Consider the following 14,212-nt stretch of genomic DNA (forward strand, 5'->3'; position numbering starts at 1 on the left):
TATAAATTTTTAACAGACTGTGCAGTATAAGGTGCTTTGTCTATAGACTCAAGTTTTAATCACTGCTCAGTCGGCGTGATTAATTTTTCAATTAACTGCTGATGACGTGTCGCTTGCTGTTTTAAAACCAAGCGATTAGCAATAATCACAGACTCTAAATCATGTAAGGCTTTATTAAAATCATCATTAATAATGACGTAATCAAAATTTACATATTGCTGCATGTCTTCAACTGCGCAGCTTAAGCGATGTTCGATCACTTCAACTGAGTCAGTGCCACGGTTTGATAAGCGTTGGCGTAAGTCAAACTGACTTGGTGGGAGAATAAAAATTTGTCTAGATTCAGGAAAAAGTTTACGAACCTGTTCAGCACCTTGCCAGTCAATTTCAAGTAAAACGTCATGACCTTTGGCCAACTGTTCTTTTACTGTGCGCTGTGCAGTACCATAGTAGTTGCCAAAAACTTCAGCATATTCAATGAAACCACCTTCATTTACGAGCGCTAAAAAATCTTCTTTTTTTGCAAAATGGTAATGTACGCCGTCTAATTCGCCAGGACGCTGACCACGAGTCGTATGAGAAACAGAGACATGTAAATTGTTTACACGTTCAAGCAGGGCTTTAACGAGGGATGTTTTGCCCGTTCCCGATGCAGCAGAAACGACAAACAAGAGACCCGACATGATATTTTTCCTGATATGATAAAATATCTTCTCTATTTTAGAGTAGACGCGCGCCAAACTAAATAGTCAGACGTCTATTGTTTACATTTATTTCAAGTGATACCCGTAAAATTGAGTGGGCATTGAGGATTCTATGGAAATTGTTTTAGCTAATCCACGCGGTTTCTGTGCAGGTGTTGATCGCGCCATCGCGATTGTGAACCGTGCATTGGAATGCTTTAACCCACCCATTTATGTACGTCACGAAGTGGTACACAATAAATTTGTGGTGGACGACTTGCGTCAACGCGGTGCGATATTTGTGGATGAGCTGGATGAAGTGCCAGATGACAATATCGTGATCTTCAGTGCGCATGGTGTATCTAAAGCGGTACAACAAGAAGCTGAGCGCCGTGGGCTAAAAGTTTTTGATGCGACTTGCCCTTTGGTGACCAAGGTACATATAGAAGTGACCAAGTATGCCCGTGAAGGTGTGGAAGCAATTTTGATTGGTCATGAAGGTCATCCTGAGGTTGAAGGGACGATGGGCCAATATGACACCAAAAATGGTGGTTCGATTTATTTGGTTGAAGATGAACAAGATGTTGCTGATCTAAAAGTGGTGCATCCTGAAAAAGTAGCGTTTGTAACTCAGACAACGCTTTCTATAGATGACACAGCAAAAGTCATTGATGCCCTACGTCAGAAGTTCCCTGAAATTCAGGGGCCGCGTAAAGATGATATTTGTTATGCCACTCAAAACCGCCAAGATGCCGTACGTGATCTTGCCGAGCAATGTGATGTTGTACTGGTTGTGGGTTCACCGAACTCTTCGAACTCGAACCGATTACGTGAATTGGCTGAACGGATGGGTAAGCATGCGTATTTGGTAGATAATGCAGATCAGTTGCAACAAGAGTGGTTTGATGAACACACTAAAATTGGTGTAACTGCAGGAGCATCGGCACCTGAAATTTTAATTAAACAAGTAATTCAGCGCTTACAAGATTGGGGAGCAAAAGCGCCGCAAGAGTTGGATGGTCGTGAAGAAAATATTACATTTAGTTTGCCAAAAGAGTTACGTATTCCTGTAACACAGGCATAAAGTGTTAATGACTTAACATTCTGAATTTTTTTAAGAATTGACAGATAATTGCTTTTTGGCAATTATCTGTTTTTTTATGCCTTTTATCCTGATTTGTGTTTGTTTTGTAATTTAATTGGATATTATTTTTAATAGGGTAAAGTTTGGCGCGCCTTGGGGGGAGTATGCAGAAAAATAATGGATTTACGTTAATAGAGCTGATGGTGATTATAGCAATTTTGGCAATTGTGGCATCGGTAGCAGCACCTTCCTTTGTGGGTTTTTTGAAAGCGTATAAATTGAACCAAGCAAAAGAACAGGTAATTCAAGCCTTAAAAGATGGGCGAAGCAAAGCTGCAGCTAATAGAGCATTTGTTGTTGTTTGTCCATCAAAAGTAAAAGATGGTGATGTGATTTCTAAGGATAAATGTTTAGAAAATGCAAATGTTTCGGCTGCAGATAAGCAAACATTTCAAGATTCGAATCGAGTTGTTATTGCTAATCTAGCAACAGGGGTTGAAGTTAGTGGTGATACATACTTTGTTTTTGGGCCAACTGGAACTTCATTAGATAGTGTGAGCAATAAAGTTCCTAAAGCGAAAAAAATAGTAGTTTGTTCTGAATCTAAAACTAAAGAAATTGAGGTGACTGTACTTGGTAATGTGAATCTAAAAAATTCTGGAGTTTGTTCATGAATAAAAATAAATATCAATCGGGTGTTGGGTTGGTTGAAGTTTTAGTCGCACTCATTCTACTTGCAATAGGAGTGCTGGGTTATACAGCATTGCAATTACGTGCAGTAGATGCAACATCAGAAGCTCTTACACGTTCTCAAGCATCGTTAATTCTTAGAGGGTTAACTGAGAACATGAGAGCTAATCCTAGTGCTCAAGCTAGTTATCCAGCAGCCATAAAGAGTTATGAAAATTCAGTTGAACCAAAACCAGCACCAACATGTTTGGATAAACCTTGTTCATCTGCTGATTTTGCCAAATATGATGCATATTTGGCAGCACATGCTGCCAGCAATATTGGAATTAAAATTGTTATGGCTGAATGTCCTGGTGTTAATGCAATTAAAAGACAATGCTTATTTGCGGCATGGGATGAGACTGCAATAAATTTAAAAAGCACAAATTATAGTAACTGTATGAATGATAAGGGTATATATATTTATGGTGCAAGATGTTTGATGATGGAGGCTTATTAATATGTATTTAAATAAAATGAAGCTAACTCATCAAAAAGGATTCACCTTAGTCGAATTATTAATTGCAATTGTCATTGGACTGATTGTCGCTGCTGCTGCTCTGCAATTATTTTTAGGTGGAATTATATCTGCACGTATGCAAGAAGCGGGTGCAGACTTGCAAGATAGTGGTATTTTTGGGGTGGAATATATTGCTCGTGATGTGCGTTTAGCGAATTATGGAAATGAGAATAATCCAATTTTAACAAATATAACTCCTATGGGGGGAATTGTGCTTAGTAGTGGTGAAACCAATGCTAATTTGCTCTTAAAGGATGTTAGTGCTGATTTATTAACAAAATCTGGTGGTACTTCAAGTGTTGGCTCAAAAAGCGATCAGCTAACTATTCAATTTATAGCTCCCAATGACATGCTTAATTGCGAAGGTGTGAAAGTGAAAGCTAATGAATATGTAATTCAACGATACTTTTTACGAGCTGATGGATCTGCTTCAAATTTGGCATTAGCGTGTGATGCTAATTCTGCTGGCAGTAATGAAGTATCTATAGCAGGTTTAAACGATAAAAATAATGGTGAAATAGTAATGCCTCGAGTAGATCAATTGAGGTTTTATTTGGGAAGTAAAATTGGGGAAGAATTTGTTTATTACACAATTGATGAATACAAAAAGGTTGCAAAGGATGCGGTGCAACCTGATATTCCCCGCATTGTATCTATCCATGCCATGATGTTGGTACGTTCGAAAGATTCTGTGAGCAGTAAAGATCTAGACCCAAAAACTGATAGTTTTAAATTTTTAGATGGCGAAGTTATAGCTACAGATAAAACGACAAAATATGTACGACGCATGTATGCGACAACAATTGCTTTGCGAAATGGTTTGGGGGAAAAAGTCTATGAAAGCGCCCAATAATTTAAAGATTCAATCAGGCTCAACGATGATTGTTGTGATGCTAGTCCTTTTGTTGACCACTATAGTTGGTGTAATGTCAATAAGAACTGCAATGACTACTTTGAATATTTCTGCTAATGCGCAAGTAGGTCAATTATCTAGCCAAACTGCGGATACTCCAATTAATCAAATTTTTATTGAAGATATTATTAAGCAGACAAATTTGTCGAGCATCATAGGTAAGGCTCTAAAAGATAATGAAGTGGAGCCAGGTAATGAATATGTGTTTTGTTATAGACCTAAATCAACCATTAAGTTTGGGTCAGTAATGTCTATGGCAGTTCAGCATTTAGAAGGTGGCGGGACATTAAAACTCGTTGATGGCAGTGTTGATAATTATTGTGATTTGTCTGAAGACTATGGTAGCGCGCGTAAAGGTGTTGTAACCCAAATCGCGATTAAAATTCCTACAGACTCAACATCACTTCCGCCTTTGGCACTATTAGCAAGATCTACCAATGTGAGTGGTGGTCAAAACATGCCAGAAGGTGTTACTGAACAGAAGCGTATTCGCGTTACAACAACGGCTGTAATGCCTGCTTTTGCAAAAGATGTTTCAGTAGCTCAAAAATGCATGAGTGGTTTCATTAATGATGATACAGATACTGAAACTAAGGGCAAAGAAACAGTTGCTCAATGTCTAGTAAATTTAGGAATTCCAGTCAATACTCAAATGCAAGAATTTAACCTTCAAACATTTTTAAAAATGGTAAATGAGCCGACATAATTAAGAGGAATTAGGAAATGAAAATAGTAAAAAAGATTGCCTCACATAATTATGAAGGCAAAAGAAGTCAATTAAATTTAAGTTTAGTTGCAACGGGTGCTTTTTTTAGTACGCTTTTGATTACTTCATCTGTAGCACAAGCAACGGATTTGCAGATCTATATGGCACCAACGGCAGGTAAAAAAACCATTGTTATGATGCTTGATACATCAGGTTCTATGAATTATATAAAAGCTGATTATGAGGTTTGCTCTAATTCGACTTCTACTAGTGATAAAGTAATTACTGCCTTAAATTTGGCGAATGAAGATGGGAAAACATATATTGCACCTTCAGATACAAGCCCTTCTTATGACAGAAGATTTTGTTATGTTAGCAAATCTAAAACCAGTTCTATAAGTCAAGTTATCAAAGATGGTTGTGAAAGAGTCACTGATAAAACCTACCGTTGTTATGACCGCCTTACTCGCTTAAAAGATGGAATGTTCGCTTTTCTAAATAGTAATAATTCTACATTAAATGAAGTCAAGGTTGGGCTGGGTAACTACTCAGCTAGTGGTGATGGGCGGAGCGGGCAAATATTAGTACCTGCCGAAAAGTTAGACGGTGTTGGATCTACTCATCGGACAAGATTAAAAAATGCAATTAAGGATTTAACTGCAAAAAATGGTACACCGACAGCGCATGCATATGCTGAAGCAGCTGCATATTTAATGGGGACGAAAACAGGTTCAGTTGTTGCTTTAAGTGAAGCACCTGTATTTTTTACTTATGTTTCATACTGGGATAATTACTATAAGGTATGTGATACCTTTGATACTGCAGGTAAATTATGTACATCGTGGAGTAACGGTACTAGAGGTACTATCCCAAATTTTTATATTAATGGTCTTAATCAAAAAGACTGCAACGTGGATCGTATTTCTGGTAAATGTTATGTAAAAACTGGTAAACATACAGCCAATCTTGATAGTGGTTTTAATTTCTCAGACCGTACAACAAAAATTGCTGACTCAACTGCTTATAATTCACCACTACCTGCTGTTGACGACCGCCAAAGTTGTGATGGGCAGGGCGTATATGTTCTATCTGATGGTGCAGCTAACTCTACTAATGAATCTCGATCAATTAACCTAATGACAAATGCTTTAGGCGCAAAGGGAACTGATTTCGATTGTGAGGGTGGATTGAGTGAAGCTTTTGAGGGGTATAATCCAGGTGGATGGCGTTGTATAGGTGAGTTTGCAAAGAGGCTTTTTGATAAAAATAAGAACCCCGCTGGTATTTCGATACAAACTGCATTTGTCGGTTTTGGTAGTGATATGAGTGATTTAACAGAGCCTTATGTTTCTAATGCATGTAAATTAAGTTCAAGAACCCAGGCGGATAGAACATCCGACGATGCTTGCTCTCCAGGAAAAGCAACGTATGGTGTAGAAAATCCAGGCTATGGCAATGGTGGCTTCTTTATTGCAAATGACCCAGCAGAAGTGACTAGAAGTGTAGTTCAATTTATTGACAATATTGGTAAAAATCCGATTGATCCTCTGTCTACTGGAGCGATCTCTGTGCCAGTAGATGCTTTAAGTCCACATACTTTTCAGCCCTACGGTTATTTAAGAGCTTTAGAACCAAAGCCTGGGACTCTGAATATGATTTGGATGGGGAATTTGAAAAAATATCCTGTCAGTGGCGGAGCATTAAAATCTAAAGATGAGAGTAAATGGGTTTATGAGTCTGATGGTAGCTTTACTAAAGGTACTCAAGATATTTGGAATGACACGTCAAAAACTGATGACGCAGGTGTGGATATCGGTGGTGTTATATCTAAGTTGAAATTACCAACTGAGGCTGCACCAAATGGATATAGACCACTGTATAGTGATATTGGTAGCGTATCCTCTACAGGAGTAATTACTACTACAAGTAAAGGTAGTGGTTTATTTTATGTTTCTCAATCTACAACGACTCCAAATGATCTATTAAGTAATTTTGAAAATAACAGCAAATTAAAAAATTTAAGTACCGACATTAAATTAAAATTATTAAATTATTTTGGCTTTAATTTACCACTGACTCCTAGTGAAATGCCTAAAGAACTGAAAGCACCAGAATTAGCTACCAGTGCAATGGGAGCAAGTATTCATTCTTTTCCAGTTCAAATGACTTATTCTGGTGATTTAGATTCAAATGGTGATCTTGGTACGGTGAGAAAGCAGTCTGTACTTTATGGGAGTATGGAAGGAGCTTTAAGGATTGTGGATGGAACTTCGGGGATCGAACAAATGGTATTTGTTCCATCTGAAATTTTAAGTGACTCTACGGCATCCAAAGCCTTGGTTAAAGGGGAATCAGATCAAAATGGTGCAACTGCAGGTATTGGTGGTGCTTGGATTGTAGATTCAAAATATAATATTGTTAGTGAAACTGATGAGTCTGTCACAGTTAATGCAAGTAAGATGAACGTATACGGTGGTATGCGTATGGGGGGGAGGAGTTATTATGGTTTAGATGTTCTTAAGCCTACTGATCCTAAATTCTTATTTAAAGTTACTGGTGGTAGTGGTGAATATGCCAGAATGGGGCAAACTTGGTCTAAGCCTGTTTTAGCAAATATTCGCTACAAGGGTAAAATTACTCGTGTCATGATTGTTGGGGGTGGATATGATGCATGTTATGAAAATCCTCAATTTATTTTAGGGAAGGAAAACCCTGATGAGTTTCAAATAAAAAATCATGCAGGAACTGTTGTAGATAATTGTAAGAAATCAGAAGCACTTGGTAATGCAGTTTATATTATTCATGCTGAGACTGGTGAACGTATTTGGTGGGCAAGTAATACCGGAGCAAACACAAATAATACGGCTATGAAACATAGTGTTGTGAGTCGTATAAGTACTTTAGACCGGGATGGTGATGGTCTAATTGATAACTTATATTTTGGTGATTTGGGCGGGCAGGTTTTTCGAGTCGATTTGAATAATGCAGCTAATGCACAGCTTGGAAAGCGAGTTATACGTTTAGCAGATTTGAGTGTAGGTAAAGATGTCAATCAACATACACTTACAGCTGGAAATCAACCTCGTTTCTATCAGCCACCAACATTAACAATTCATGATGAAGGAAAAGATACTTTTTTATTGTTGGGTATTGCGTCTGGAGATCGAAGTACTCCGTTAGATGTTGCGCCAACGGAAGGTCGTGAAAAAATTAAACCATTTAACGCATTGACCAATAGACCAACAAATAAAGTATATGGCTTAATTGATCGAGATGTTGCGAATAGCTATTTGATTACTGGGAAATTGGATGGTACTGATATTGATCTTACAAAAGATATTACACTGGAAAAACTATATCCAAATCCTCAGACCATTTCTGGAAAGGTTGCGAGTCAATTTGCTATAGGTGGGAAGCTTGGATGGTATAGATCTTTATCGAGTGGGCCAGATGGAAAAGAAATTTTAACAGCTGTATTGAGTGATACAGATGGTAAAACAGTTTCAACAACAAGAACACCTGGTGGTTTAAAAGCCTTTGAGGAAGAACCAGCTGCAATTACAGGGCGTTTAATGGTTCCAGTATATGACCCGCAAGGAACAGGTATTGTTGATAGAAGTAATCCATGTCAACCTAGGGTGGTTGGGGAAACACATGTCCAGCAATTTTGTCTACCTTATGGGGCATGCTTGAACAGCACGGGAAATGTTGATACAACCAAGGATAAAGTAACAGGTTTCCAGATGTTGAATGGTAGAAACCAAAATGTATTGGGTGCAGGTATTCGTGGAATTTCTATGGGGCCAGATAATAATGCCGATGCAGAGCCTTTAAAAGGAGCTAATTGTGGCGCTCTAACGATCTTAGGTTTACAAAGTGGTAAGGGTAGATGGGAGTGTAATAAAATTTTAAATCCAACTCGATGGTATGAAAAATATGTCGAAGCTAAAAATAACTAAGGCAAACCCAGCAGCATATTTTATATGCCGCTGGGGAGCTAACTCGGGTTTTACATTGATTGAACTTATGATTGTTGTAGTCGTAATTTCAATTATCGCAGCAATTGCTATTCCTAGTTATCAAGATCAGGTACGTAAGGGAGTTGAGTCTCAAGCACAGCAAGAAGTGCAGAAAATTGCAGAACAACTTGAACGTTATAAATCAAAAAATTTTACTTATAAATATTTTGATCCTAATAGTATTTATCGTACTGATGCTAATTCTCCCGCTTTGGTAGAAATACCTGTTCCAGTAGGGGCTACTGGGGATAAAATAAAATATAAAATACTCGTAAAAGACCTTAATAGTCCCAAGAAAAATTTGGATGATGATGCTGTATGGGGGAATGGTTGGATGATACAGGCTTTAGTACAAAATGATCCAAAGAATTATAATATTCTTATGACAAGTGAAGGACTTCGTTGCAAAACTAGAGATACACTCAGTGAAACAGATATTACTTGCCCTGGCAGCAACGTAAAAGCTTGGTAATGTTAATATGAAGAAAACTGGATTTACGTTAATTGAAATATTAATTGTTATTGCTATTTTAGGTATTTTGGTAGCTATAGCTTTTCCATTGTATACAGGCTACGTAATAAAGGCGAACCGAGTAGGCGCACAAAGTGAATTACTCAAAATTGCAAGGAATTTATCAAATTATAAATTGGTAAAATATACTTATAAAGGCGTGGCCTTAAGTAACAATACTTTAAAAGAAAGCTATCCACTTACAGGGAAAGTTTTTTATGAAATTGAATTGTCTGTAGCGGCTGATAATATGTCTTGGAAATTGACTGCAACTCCACAGGGGCAGATGTTGAATACAGGCAATTTAACGTTAGATAGTACCGGCAAACAATGTTGGGAAAAAACTTCTGGCGCTTGTGAACCATGGGACGGCAAATAACCTCAAATTCAAAATTGTGGATAAACACTTTTTGATCTTTCATTCAGGGCAAATTTCACGTAAAATATTGCCCTCTATGAAAGGGGTTTGAAATGTATCGATGGTCGGTACAGGGATAATCCGTAAAAACTATAAGGTTCTATCATGGTTGTTATTCGTCTTGCACGCGGTGGTGCTAAAAAACGTCCGTTCTATCAAATCATTGTGACTGATAGCCGTAATGCACGTGACGGTCGTTTCATCGAACGTATCGGTTTCTTCAACCCTACAGCTCAAGGTAAAGCAGAAAAACTTCGTTTAGATGCTGACCGTTTTGCTCACTGGGTTTCACAAGGTGCTCAACCTTCAGAACGTGTTGCTTCTTTAGCTGCTGAAGCTAAGAAAGCTGCAGCTACTGCTTAATTAGTAGTAGGTTACCCATGACACCAACACAGAATGTTCCCGAAGATCGTATTCAGATTGGACAGCTACGTTCAGCATATGGATTAAATGGGTGGCTCTGGGTCTATTCCAATACAGAACCTATGAGCAATATTTTTGACTACCTCCCTTGGTACATTGAGACCAAAGCAGGTTGGCAAACAGTAGATGTAAAACGTTGGAAACCACATGGCAAAGGCTTGGTTGTTTCGCTAAAAGGTGTGAGTGATCGTACCGCGGCAGATAAGTTGGTTGGCGCAAATATCTGGATTTCTAAATCGCAACTGCCTCAAGCAGGCGTGGATGAGTACTACTGGTCAGATTTGAAGGGCTTAACAGTGTTAGGTCTTGGAGAAGATGAGCAAGAAGTCAACCTCGGTCAAATCCACGAATTGTTTGAAACAGGTGCTAACGACGTGATGGTAGTTCGCGCTACTGCTGACAGCGTCGATAGCGAAGAGCGAATGATTCCATGGCATAAAGATGTGGTACAGCGTGTTGATCTCGAAGCTGGTCGTATCTACGTAAATTGGGGCGTAGATTATTAATCCTTTAAGGATTGACGCAGCAGGAAAATAGAGGAGTCTGCGATGTTTTTTGCAGTCATTACGCTTTTTCCTGAAATGTTTGAAGCGATTACAGCCTACGGTATTAGCGGGCGCGCAGCAAAACGTGAGATTGTGCAAGTTCATTGTATCAATCCACGCGAATTTGCTGAGGGCAACTACAAAAGAGTGGATGAACGTCCATTTGGTGGTGGTCCAGGTATGGTGATGATGGCTGAGCCATTAGCGAAAGCAATTCATCGTGCCAAAGAGCTTGCCCAGCAAGCGGGTGCTGTTCATGTCCCTGTGGTGTATATGTCGCCGCAAGGAAAGACCTTAAATGAACATGCGGTACAAGATTTCGTCAAATATGATGGATTGATTGTATTGTGTGGTCGTTATGAAGGTGTGGATGAGCGTTTGATCCAACAATATGTTGATCAGGAATGGTCAATAGGCGATTACGTTTTATCTGGTGGTGAACTCCCTGCGATGGTTTTATTGGATAGTGTGATTCGGAGACTTCCGGGTGCAATGTCTGATGAACAATCACATGTGCAAGACTCATTTGTGGATGGTCTTTTAGATTGCCCACAATATACCAAGCCAGACCATTTTGAAGGTTTAGATGTTCCTGAAGTATTAAAATCAGGACATCATGCCAATATTGAGAAATGGCGGTTTTTGCAGCGATATCAACGCACTTTAGAACGCCGACCTGAGTTGGTTGAAAAAGTTGAATTGACCAAGCAGCAAAAGAAATGGCTAAAAGATTCCAAGGTTTAATTTTTTAAATCTTATATTAGGCTCTTTATGCATTGAAGCGGTCAAGCATAAAGGGAAAGTCAATCGGGTCTATGCGCTTTAGCCTCTAGCCCCAGCGATGATTAGACCTCTTCTAACTCGCATAATCGGAGATACCCCATGAGCGGTAAACATCCTTTAGTACAAGCTGTTGAAAATGCACAGTTGAAACAAGACATCCCTGCTTTTGCTCCTGGTGACACAGTAGTTGTTCAAGTTAAAGTAAAAGAAGGTGAGCGTGAACGTCTTCAGGCATTTGAAGGTGTTGTAATTGCTAAGAAAAATCGTGGTTTGAACTCTGCGTTCACAGTACGTAAAATTTCTAGCGGTTTCGGTGTTGAGCGTGTATTCCAAACTCACTCACCAATCGTTGCTGGTATCGAAGTGAAACGTCGAGGTGACGTTCGTCGTGCTAAACTTTACTACCTACGTGAATTGTCTGGTAAAGCTGCACGTATTCGTGAAAAATTACCAGCTCGTAAAGCAAAATAATTTGTTTTACAACGCTGTAAAAAATGCGCCTTTTGGCGCATTTTTTATGCGAGAAAGAAAATTATAAACCTTGAGATTTTAGGCGGTTTGCATGTTGACGATAGACATCGACAGGATCTGGTGCAAATAGCGCTTTGAGACCAAGCACTTGGTTGACTTCATCTAAATGGTTCCAGTTGTAGTTGTCACGAATGGTTTTACCAAATTTGGCACTACAGCGTGATACGAGGCCATCATTGTCTTTTCCGTCATCGATCAGTAATGCGGTCACTTTTAGGGCTGAGTCTAAATCTAAAATATTGGTGATTTGGCCCACACCTGTAAATGAATAGTTATAAATGCCTTTTTCCACGCTATTGCCATCAGCACAATTGGATTTAGGCAAGCCCAGAGGGAATGCGGCATTGTACTTTGCAGAACCCGCTAGCGTTAAACTTGAACCACCTGCCAATGCGTCATGAGGGTAAGTCTTTGGATCTAGACCTTGCGCCCAAACGATGGCTTTAGAGACAAAATTCACAGCTCCAACCAAGGGTGCTTCCACAGCGGTGCCTTCAGCTTTTAAAATTAAGTCTGCAACAGGGGAGCCTTGATGAGGTCCTGCAACACTGGTTAATGAAGCCACGACATCTGGGCGAACACCGGCAACATAACGAATCGTTGGTCCACCATGGCTATGTCCAATTAAATTCACTTTATCTGCACCAGTGAGTGCTCGGATTTCAAGGACTTGTTGTAGAAGCTGTTCGCCACGCACTTCGGTAGAGTTAAAAGGCGATACGCGAGTTGCCCAAACATTTGCACCATTTCGGGCAAGATCAGGAAGGATTTGATACCAATAGTCGAGTCCAAATGAGTCCGTACCAACGGTAATAAAACCACCCATACCATGGTTAAATACGATTGGATATTTGGTCTTTGCATAGCTAGAACTAGCTTTGGCGGTGACTTGGGTTGCTTGCGAGGCAGATACATTACCGATGAACGTAGCTGCAATTAAACCTGCTAAAAATGGTCCGTATTTCATGAGCGATCCTCAATGTATTATTGTTTTATGACAATACTTATTGTCACTTCTAATAAAGCAATAAAGATCACCTGTTGCAAATTGAAAAAGATTAACTGTGACGCTAAATGTAACAAAATAAAAGATCACGAATTTTCAGATTGATAAAAGCAAATAAGAGGGCCGAAGCCCCCTTATTGCATTTAAATTTCAACGATAAGAATTAAAGTCCTTGCAGTTTTAAACGGTTGGCATGTTGACGGTACAGCGCCACAGGATCTTGTGCAAATAGGCCTGTTAAGCCGAACATCATATTGGCTAAATCGGTATGGTTAAGTTTGTAACTGTCATTAATGACTTTACCGATATAAGCACTACAACGTGCAACCATACCGTCATTGTCTTTATTGCCGTAAGACAATGGTCCGAGTTGCATCAGGATCGTATCGATATCAAGTAGATTTGTGGTTTGTGCAACACCGGTCCATGAATAGTACTGAATGCCTTTGCTGTCGACTTGCTTTAAGTTTTTGCTGCAATTTTCTGAAGATGCCAAAACACCGTCAGCTACAGCAGATTTTGCAACCGTACTGTTAAATGCAGCAGAACCTGTTTGTGATAATGATTTCATAGAAGCATCGAAATCAATTTCAAGCTCAGGTTTTGCCTGACCTAAAGCAATCAGTGGGCCGACAATATAGTCACCTAAAATATTGAAGGCAGTGCGAGAAAGTGAGTTGCCTTGAATATCATCCGCTACTTTAGAGCCGTGATAGGTTCCTGCAACACCTGTAATAGACGCAATGTACTGTGGTTTTGTTTGAGCAACATACAATACAGTTGGGCCGCCATGAGAGTGACCGATTAAGTTAAGTTTTGGCTTCCCTGTAATAGCCAAAACATCTTCAACTTGTGCAATTAACTGCTCGCCACGATGTGCTGTGGTGTTTGCAGGAGATAATTGCGCCGCGAATACGGTTGAGCCATTTCGTGCCATATCTGGCAAGATTTGGTACCAATAATCTAGTCCGATGGTGTTGGTGCCGATACGTGACCAACCGAGCCAACCATGCACCATTAAAATTGGATATTTGGTTTTTGCGTAGTCAGATTTTGCCGTTTCCTTCACCTGGAGGACGCTAGGCGCAGCTTGAGTGCTTGCCGATATACTCATCGCTAAGCCTGCAACTGCAGCTACAGAGGCCATCTTGGCCGTGTTTACTAAAGATCGCATAAATGTTCCTTGATCTGATGTTGTTTTTATTACTTTTTAATAATGAAAATACTCTCTGTTTTTAAGCAACATCTTTGTGATTGGCTAGGCCATATCTTTGATTTTAGAGAGTTTGAATAGACAAAGATGCCTTGTCATTTTTTCATGCTCGGTTTGAAATTCCATGT

The 14,212-nt window shown here is 39.4% G+C and carries 15 protein-coding genes; 12 read left to right on the plus strand and 3 right to left on the minus strand.

What is annotated here, in order from left to right; translation table 11 throughout:
• Positions 1-59 precede the first annotated feature (59 nt).
• Positions 60-683 (minus strand): guanylate kinase, encoded by a 624-nt coding sequence (gene gmk, locus MST17_RS01740; RefSeq protein WP_180026097.1) that lies wholly within the window; start codon positions 681-683, stop codon positions 60-62.
• A 133-nt stretch (positions 684-816) separates the two neighbouring features.
• On the opposite strand from gmk, the gene ispH reads away from it, so the two are divergent.
• The 12 genes from ispH to rplS all read left to right on the plus strand — a co-directional run bounded on the left by ispH (position 817) and on the right by rplS (position 11,805).
• The gene (ispH, locus tag MST17_RS01745; RefSeq protein ID WP_168378169.1) at positions 817-1,767 is read left to right on the plus strand and encodes a 4-hydroxy-3-methylbut-2-enyl diphosphate reductase; all 951 of its coding nucleotides are present in this window, start codon (positions 817-819) and stop codon (positions 1,765-1,767) included.
• 164 nt (positions 1,768-1,931) lie between these two features.
• Complete coding sequence (locus MST17_RS01750) at positions 1,932-2,441, plus strand: Tfp pilus assembly protein FimT/FimU (RefSeq protein ID WP_180026096.1); 510 nt, start codon at positions 1,932-1,934, stop codon at positions 2,439-2,441.
• Entirely contained in the window at positions 2,438-2,956 is a 519-nt protein-coding gene (gene pilV / locus MST17_RS01755; protein WP_180026095.1) for a type IV pilus modification protein PilV, read from the plus strand. Before MST17_RS01750 ends, pilV begins: the two co-directional genes overlap by 4 nt.
• Before the next feature lies 1 nt (position 2,957).
• Positions 2,958-3,869: a PilW family protein gene (locus MST17_RS01760; RefSeq protein WP_257223987.1), complete on the plus strand. Its 912-nt coding sequence runs from the start codon at positions 2,958-2,960 to the stop codon at positions 3,867-3,869.
• Positions 3,853-4,635: a pilus assembly PilX N-terminal domain-containing protein gene (locus MST17_RS01765; RefSeq protein WP_180026094.1), complete on the plus strand. Its 783-nt coding sequence runs from the start codon at positions 3,853-3,855 to the stop codon at positions 4,633-4,635. Before MST17_RS01760 ends, MST17_RS01765 begins: the two co-directional genes overlap by 17 nt.
• A 17-nt stretch (positions 4,636-4,652) precedes the next feature.
• Complete coding sequence (locus MST17_RS01770; RefSeq protein WP_180026093.1) at positions 4,653-8,594, plus strand: PilC/PilY family type IV pilus protein; 3,942 nt, start codon at positions 4,653-4,655, stop codon at positions 8,592-8,594.
• Positions 8,572-9,126: a prepilin-type N-terminal cleavage/methylation domain-containing protein gene (locus tag MST17_RS01780; protein ID WP_180026092.1), complete on the plus strand. Its 555-nt coding sequence runs from the start codon at positions 8,572-8,574 to the stop codon at positions 9,124-9,126. Before MST17_RS01770 ends, MST17_RS01780 begins: the two co-directional genes overlap by 23 nt.
• A gap of 7 nt (positions 9,127-9,133) precedes the next feature.
• Positions 9,134-9,544 carry a type IV pilin protein gene (locus MST17_RS01790; protein WP_180026091.1) on the plus strand — a complete coding sequence of 137 codons (411 nt, stop codon included), beginning with the start codon at positions 9,134-9,136 and terminating at the stop codon, positions 9,542-9,544.
• Between the two features lie 144 nt (positions 9,545-9,688).
• A complete protein-coding gene (gene rpsP, locus MST17_RS01795; protein WP_078189354.1) occupies positions 9,689-9,946 on the plus strand; it encodes a 30S ribosomal protein S16 in 258 nt (85 codons plus the stop codon).
• A 17-nt stretch (positions 9,947-9,963) separates the two neighbouring features.
• Positions 9,964-10,512, plus strand: coding sequence for a ribosome maturation factor RimM (gene rimM, locus MST17_RS01800; protein WP_180026090.1), 549 nt, complete (start codon positions 9,964-9,966; stop codon positions 10,510-10,512).
• 42 nt (positions 10,513-10,554) lie between these two features.
• Positions 10,555-11,295: a tRNA (guanosine(37)-N1)-methyltransferase TrmD gene (gene trmD / locus MST17_RS01805; RefSeq protein WP_180026089.1), complete on the plus strand. Its 741-nt coding sequence runs from the start codon at positions 10,555-10,557 to the stop codon at positions 11,293-11,295.
• 138 nt (positions 11,296-11,433) lie between these two features.
• Positions 11,434-11,805 carry a 50S ribosomal protein L19 gene (gene rplS / locus MST17_RS01810; protein WP_078189351.1) on the plus strand — a complete coding sequence of 124 codons (372 nt, stop codon included), beginning with the start codon at positions 11,434-11,436 and terminating at the stop codon, positions 11,803-11,805.
• A 61-nt stretch (positions 11,806-11,866) separates the two neighbouring features.
• On the opposite strand, the gene MST17_RS01815 is transcribed toward rplS, so the two are convergent.
• Positions 11,867-12,832 carry a triacylglycerol lipase gene (locus MST17_RS01815; RefSeq protein WP_180026088.1) on the minus strand — a complete coding sequence of 322 codons (966 nt, stop codon included), beginning with the start codon at positions 12,830-12,832 and terminating at the stop codon, positions 11,867-11,869.
• A 202-nt stretch (positions 12,833-13,034) separates the two neighbouring features.
• Entirely contained in the window at positions 13,035-14,045 is a 1,011-nt protein-coding gene (locus MST17_RS01820) for a triacylglycerol lipase (protein WP_180026087.1), read from the minus strand.
• Positions 14,046-14,212 lie beyond the last annotated feature (167 nt).

This window comes from Acinetobacter sp. YH16056_T, assembly GCF_024605895.1.
GTDB classification, from domain to species: Bacteria; Pseudomonadota; Gammaproteobacteria; order Pseudomonadales; family Moraxellaceae; genus Acinetobacter; species Acinetobacter amyesii.

Coding starts and splice junctions, on each gene's coding strand:
- MST17_RS01815 (WP_180026088.1), bottom strand. CDS start 12,832: ATGAAATACGGACCATTTTTAGCAGGTTTAATTGCAGCTACGTTCATC.
- pilV (WP_180026095.1), top strand. CDS start 2,438: ATGAATAAAAATAAATATCAATCGGGTGTTGGGTTGGTTGAAGTTTTA.
- rplS (WP_078189351.1), top strand. CDS start 11,434: ATGAGCGGTAAACATCCTTTAGTACAAGCTGTTGAAAATGCACAGTTG.
- MST17_RS01780 (WP_180026092.1), top strand. CDS start 8,572: ATGTCGAAGCTAAAAATAACTAAGGCAAACCCAGCAGCATATTTTATA.
- trmD (WP_180026089.1), top strand. CDS start 10,555: ATGTTTTTTGCAGTCATTACGCTTTTTCCTGAAATGTTTGAAGCGATT.
- MST17_RS01820 (WP_180026087.1), bottom strand. CDS start 14,045: ATGCGATCTTTAGTAAACACGGCCAAGATGGCCTCTGTAGCTGCAGTT.
- MST17_RS01770 (WP_180026093.1), top strand. CDS start 4,653: ATGAAAATAGTAAAAAAGATTGCCTCACATAATTATGAAGGCAAAAGA.
- MST17_RS01790 (WP_180026091.1), top strand. CDS start 9,134: ATGAAGAAAACTGGATTTACGTTAATTGAAATATTAATTGTTATTGCT.
- MST17_RS01765 (WP_180026094.1), top strand. CDS start 3,853: ATGAAAGCGCCCAATAATTTAAAGATTCAATCAGGCTCAACGATGATT.
- rimM (WP_180026090.1), top strand. CDS start 9,964: ATGACACCAACACAGAATGTTCCCGAAGATCGTATTCAGATTGGACAG.
- MST17_RS01760 (WP_257223987.1), top strand. CDS start 2,958: ATGTATTTAAATAAAATGAAGCTAACTCATCAAAAAGGATTCACCTTA.
- MST17_RS01750 (WP_180026096.1), top strand. CDS start 1,932: ATGCAGAAAAATAATGGATTTACGTTAATAGAGCTGATGGTGATTATA.
- gmk (WP_180026097.1), bottom strand. CDS start 683: ATGTCGGGTCTCTTGTTTGTCGTTTCTGCTGCATCGGGAACGGGCAAA.
- rpsP (WP_078189354.1), top strand. CDS start 9,689: ATGGTTGTTATTCGTCTTGCACGCGGTGGTGCTAAAAAACGTCCGTTC.
- ispH (WP_168378169.1), top strand. CDS start 817: ATGGAAATTGTTTTAGCTAATCCACGCGGTTTCTGTGCAGGTGTTGAT.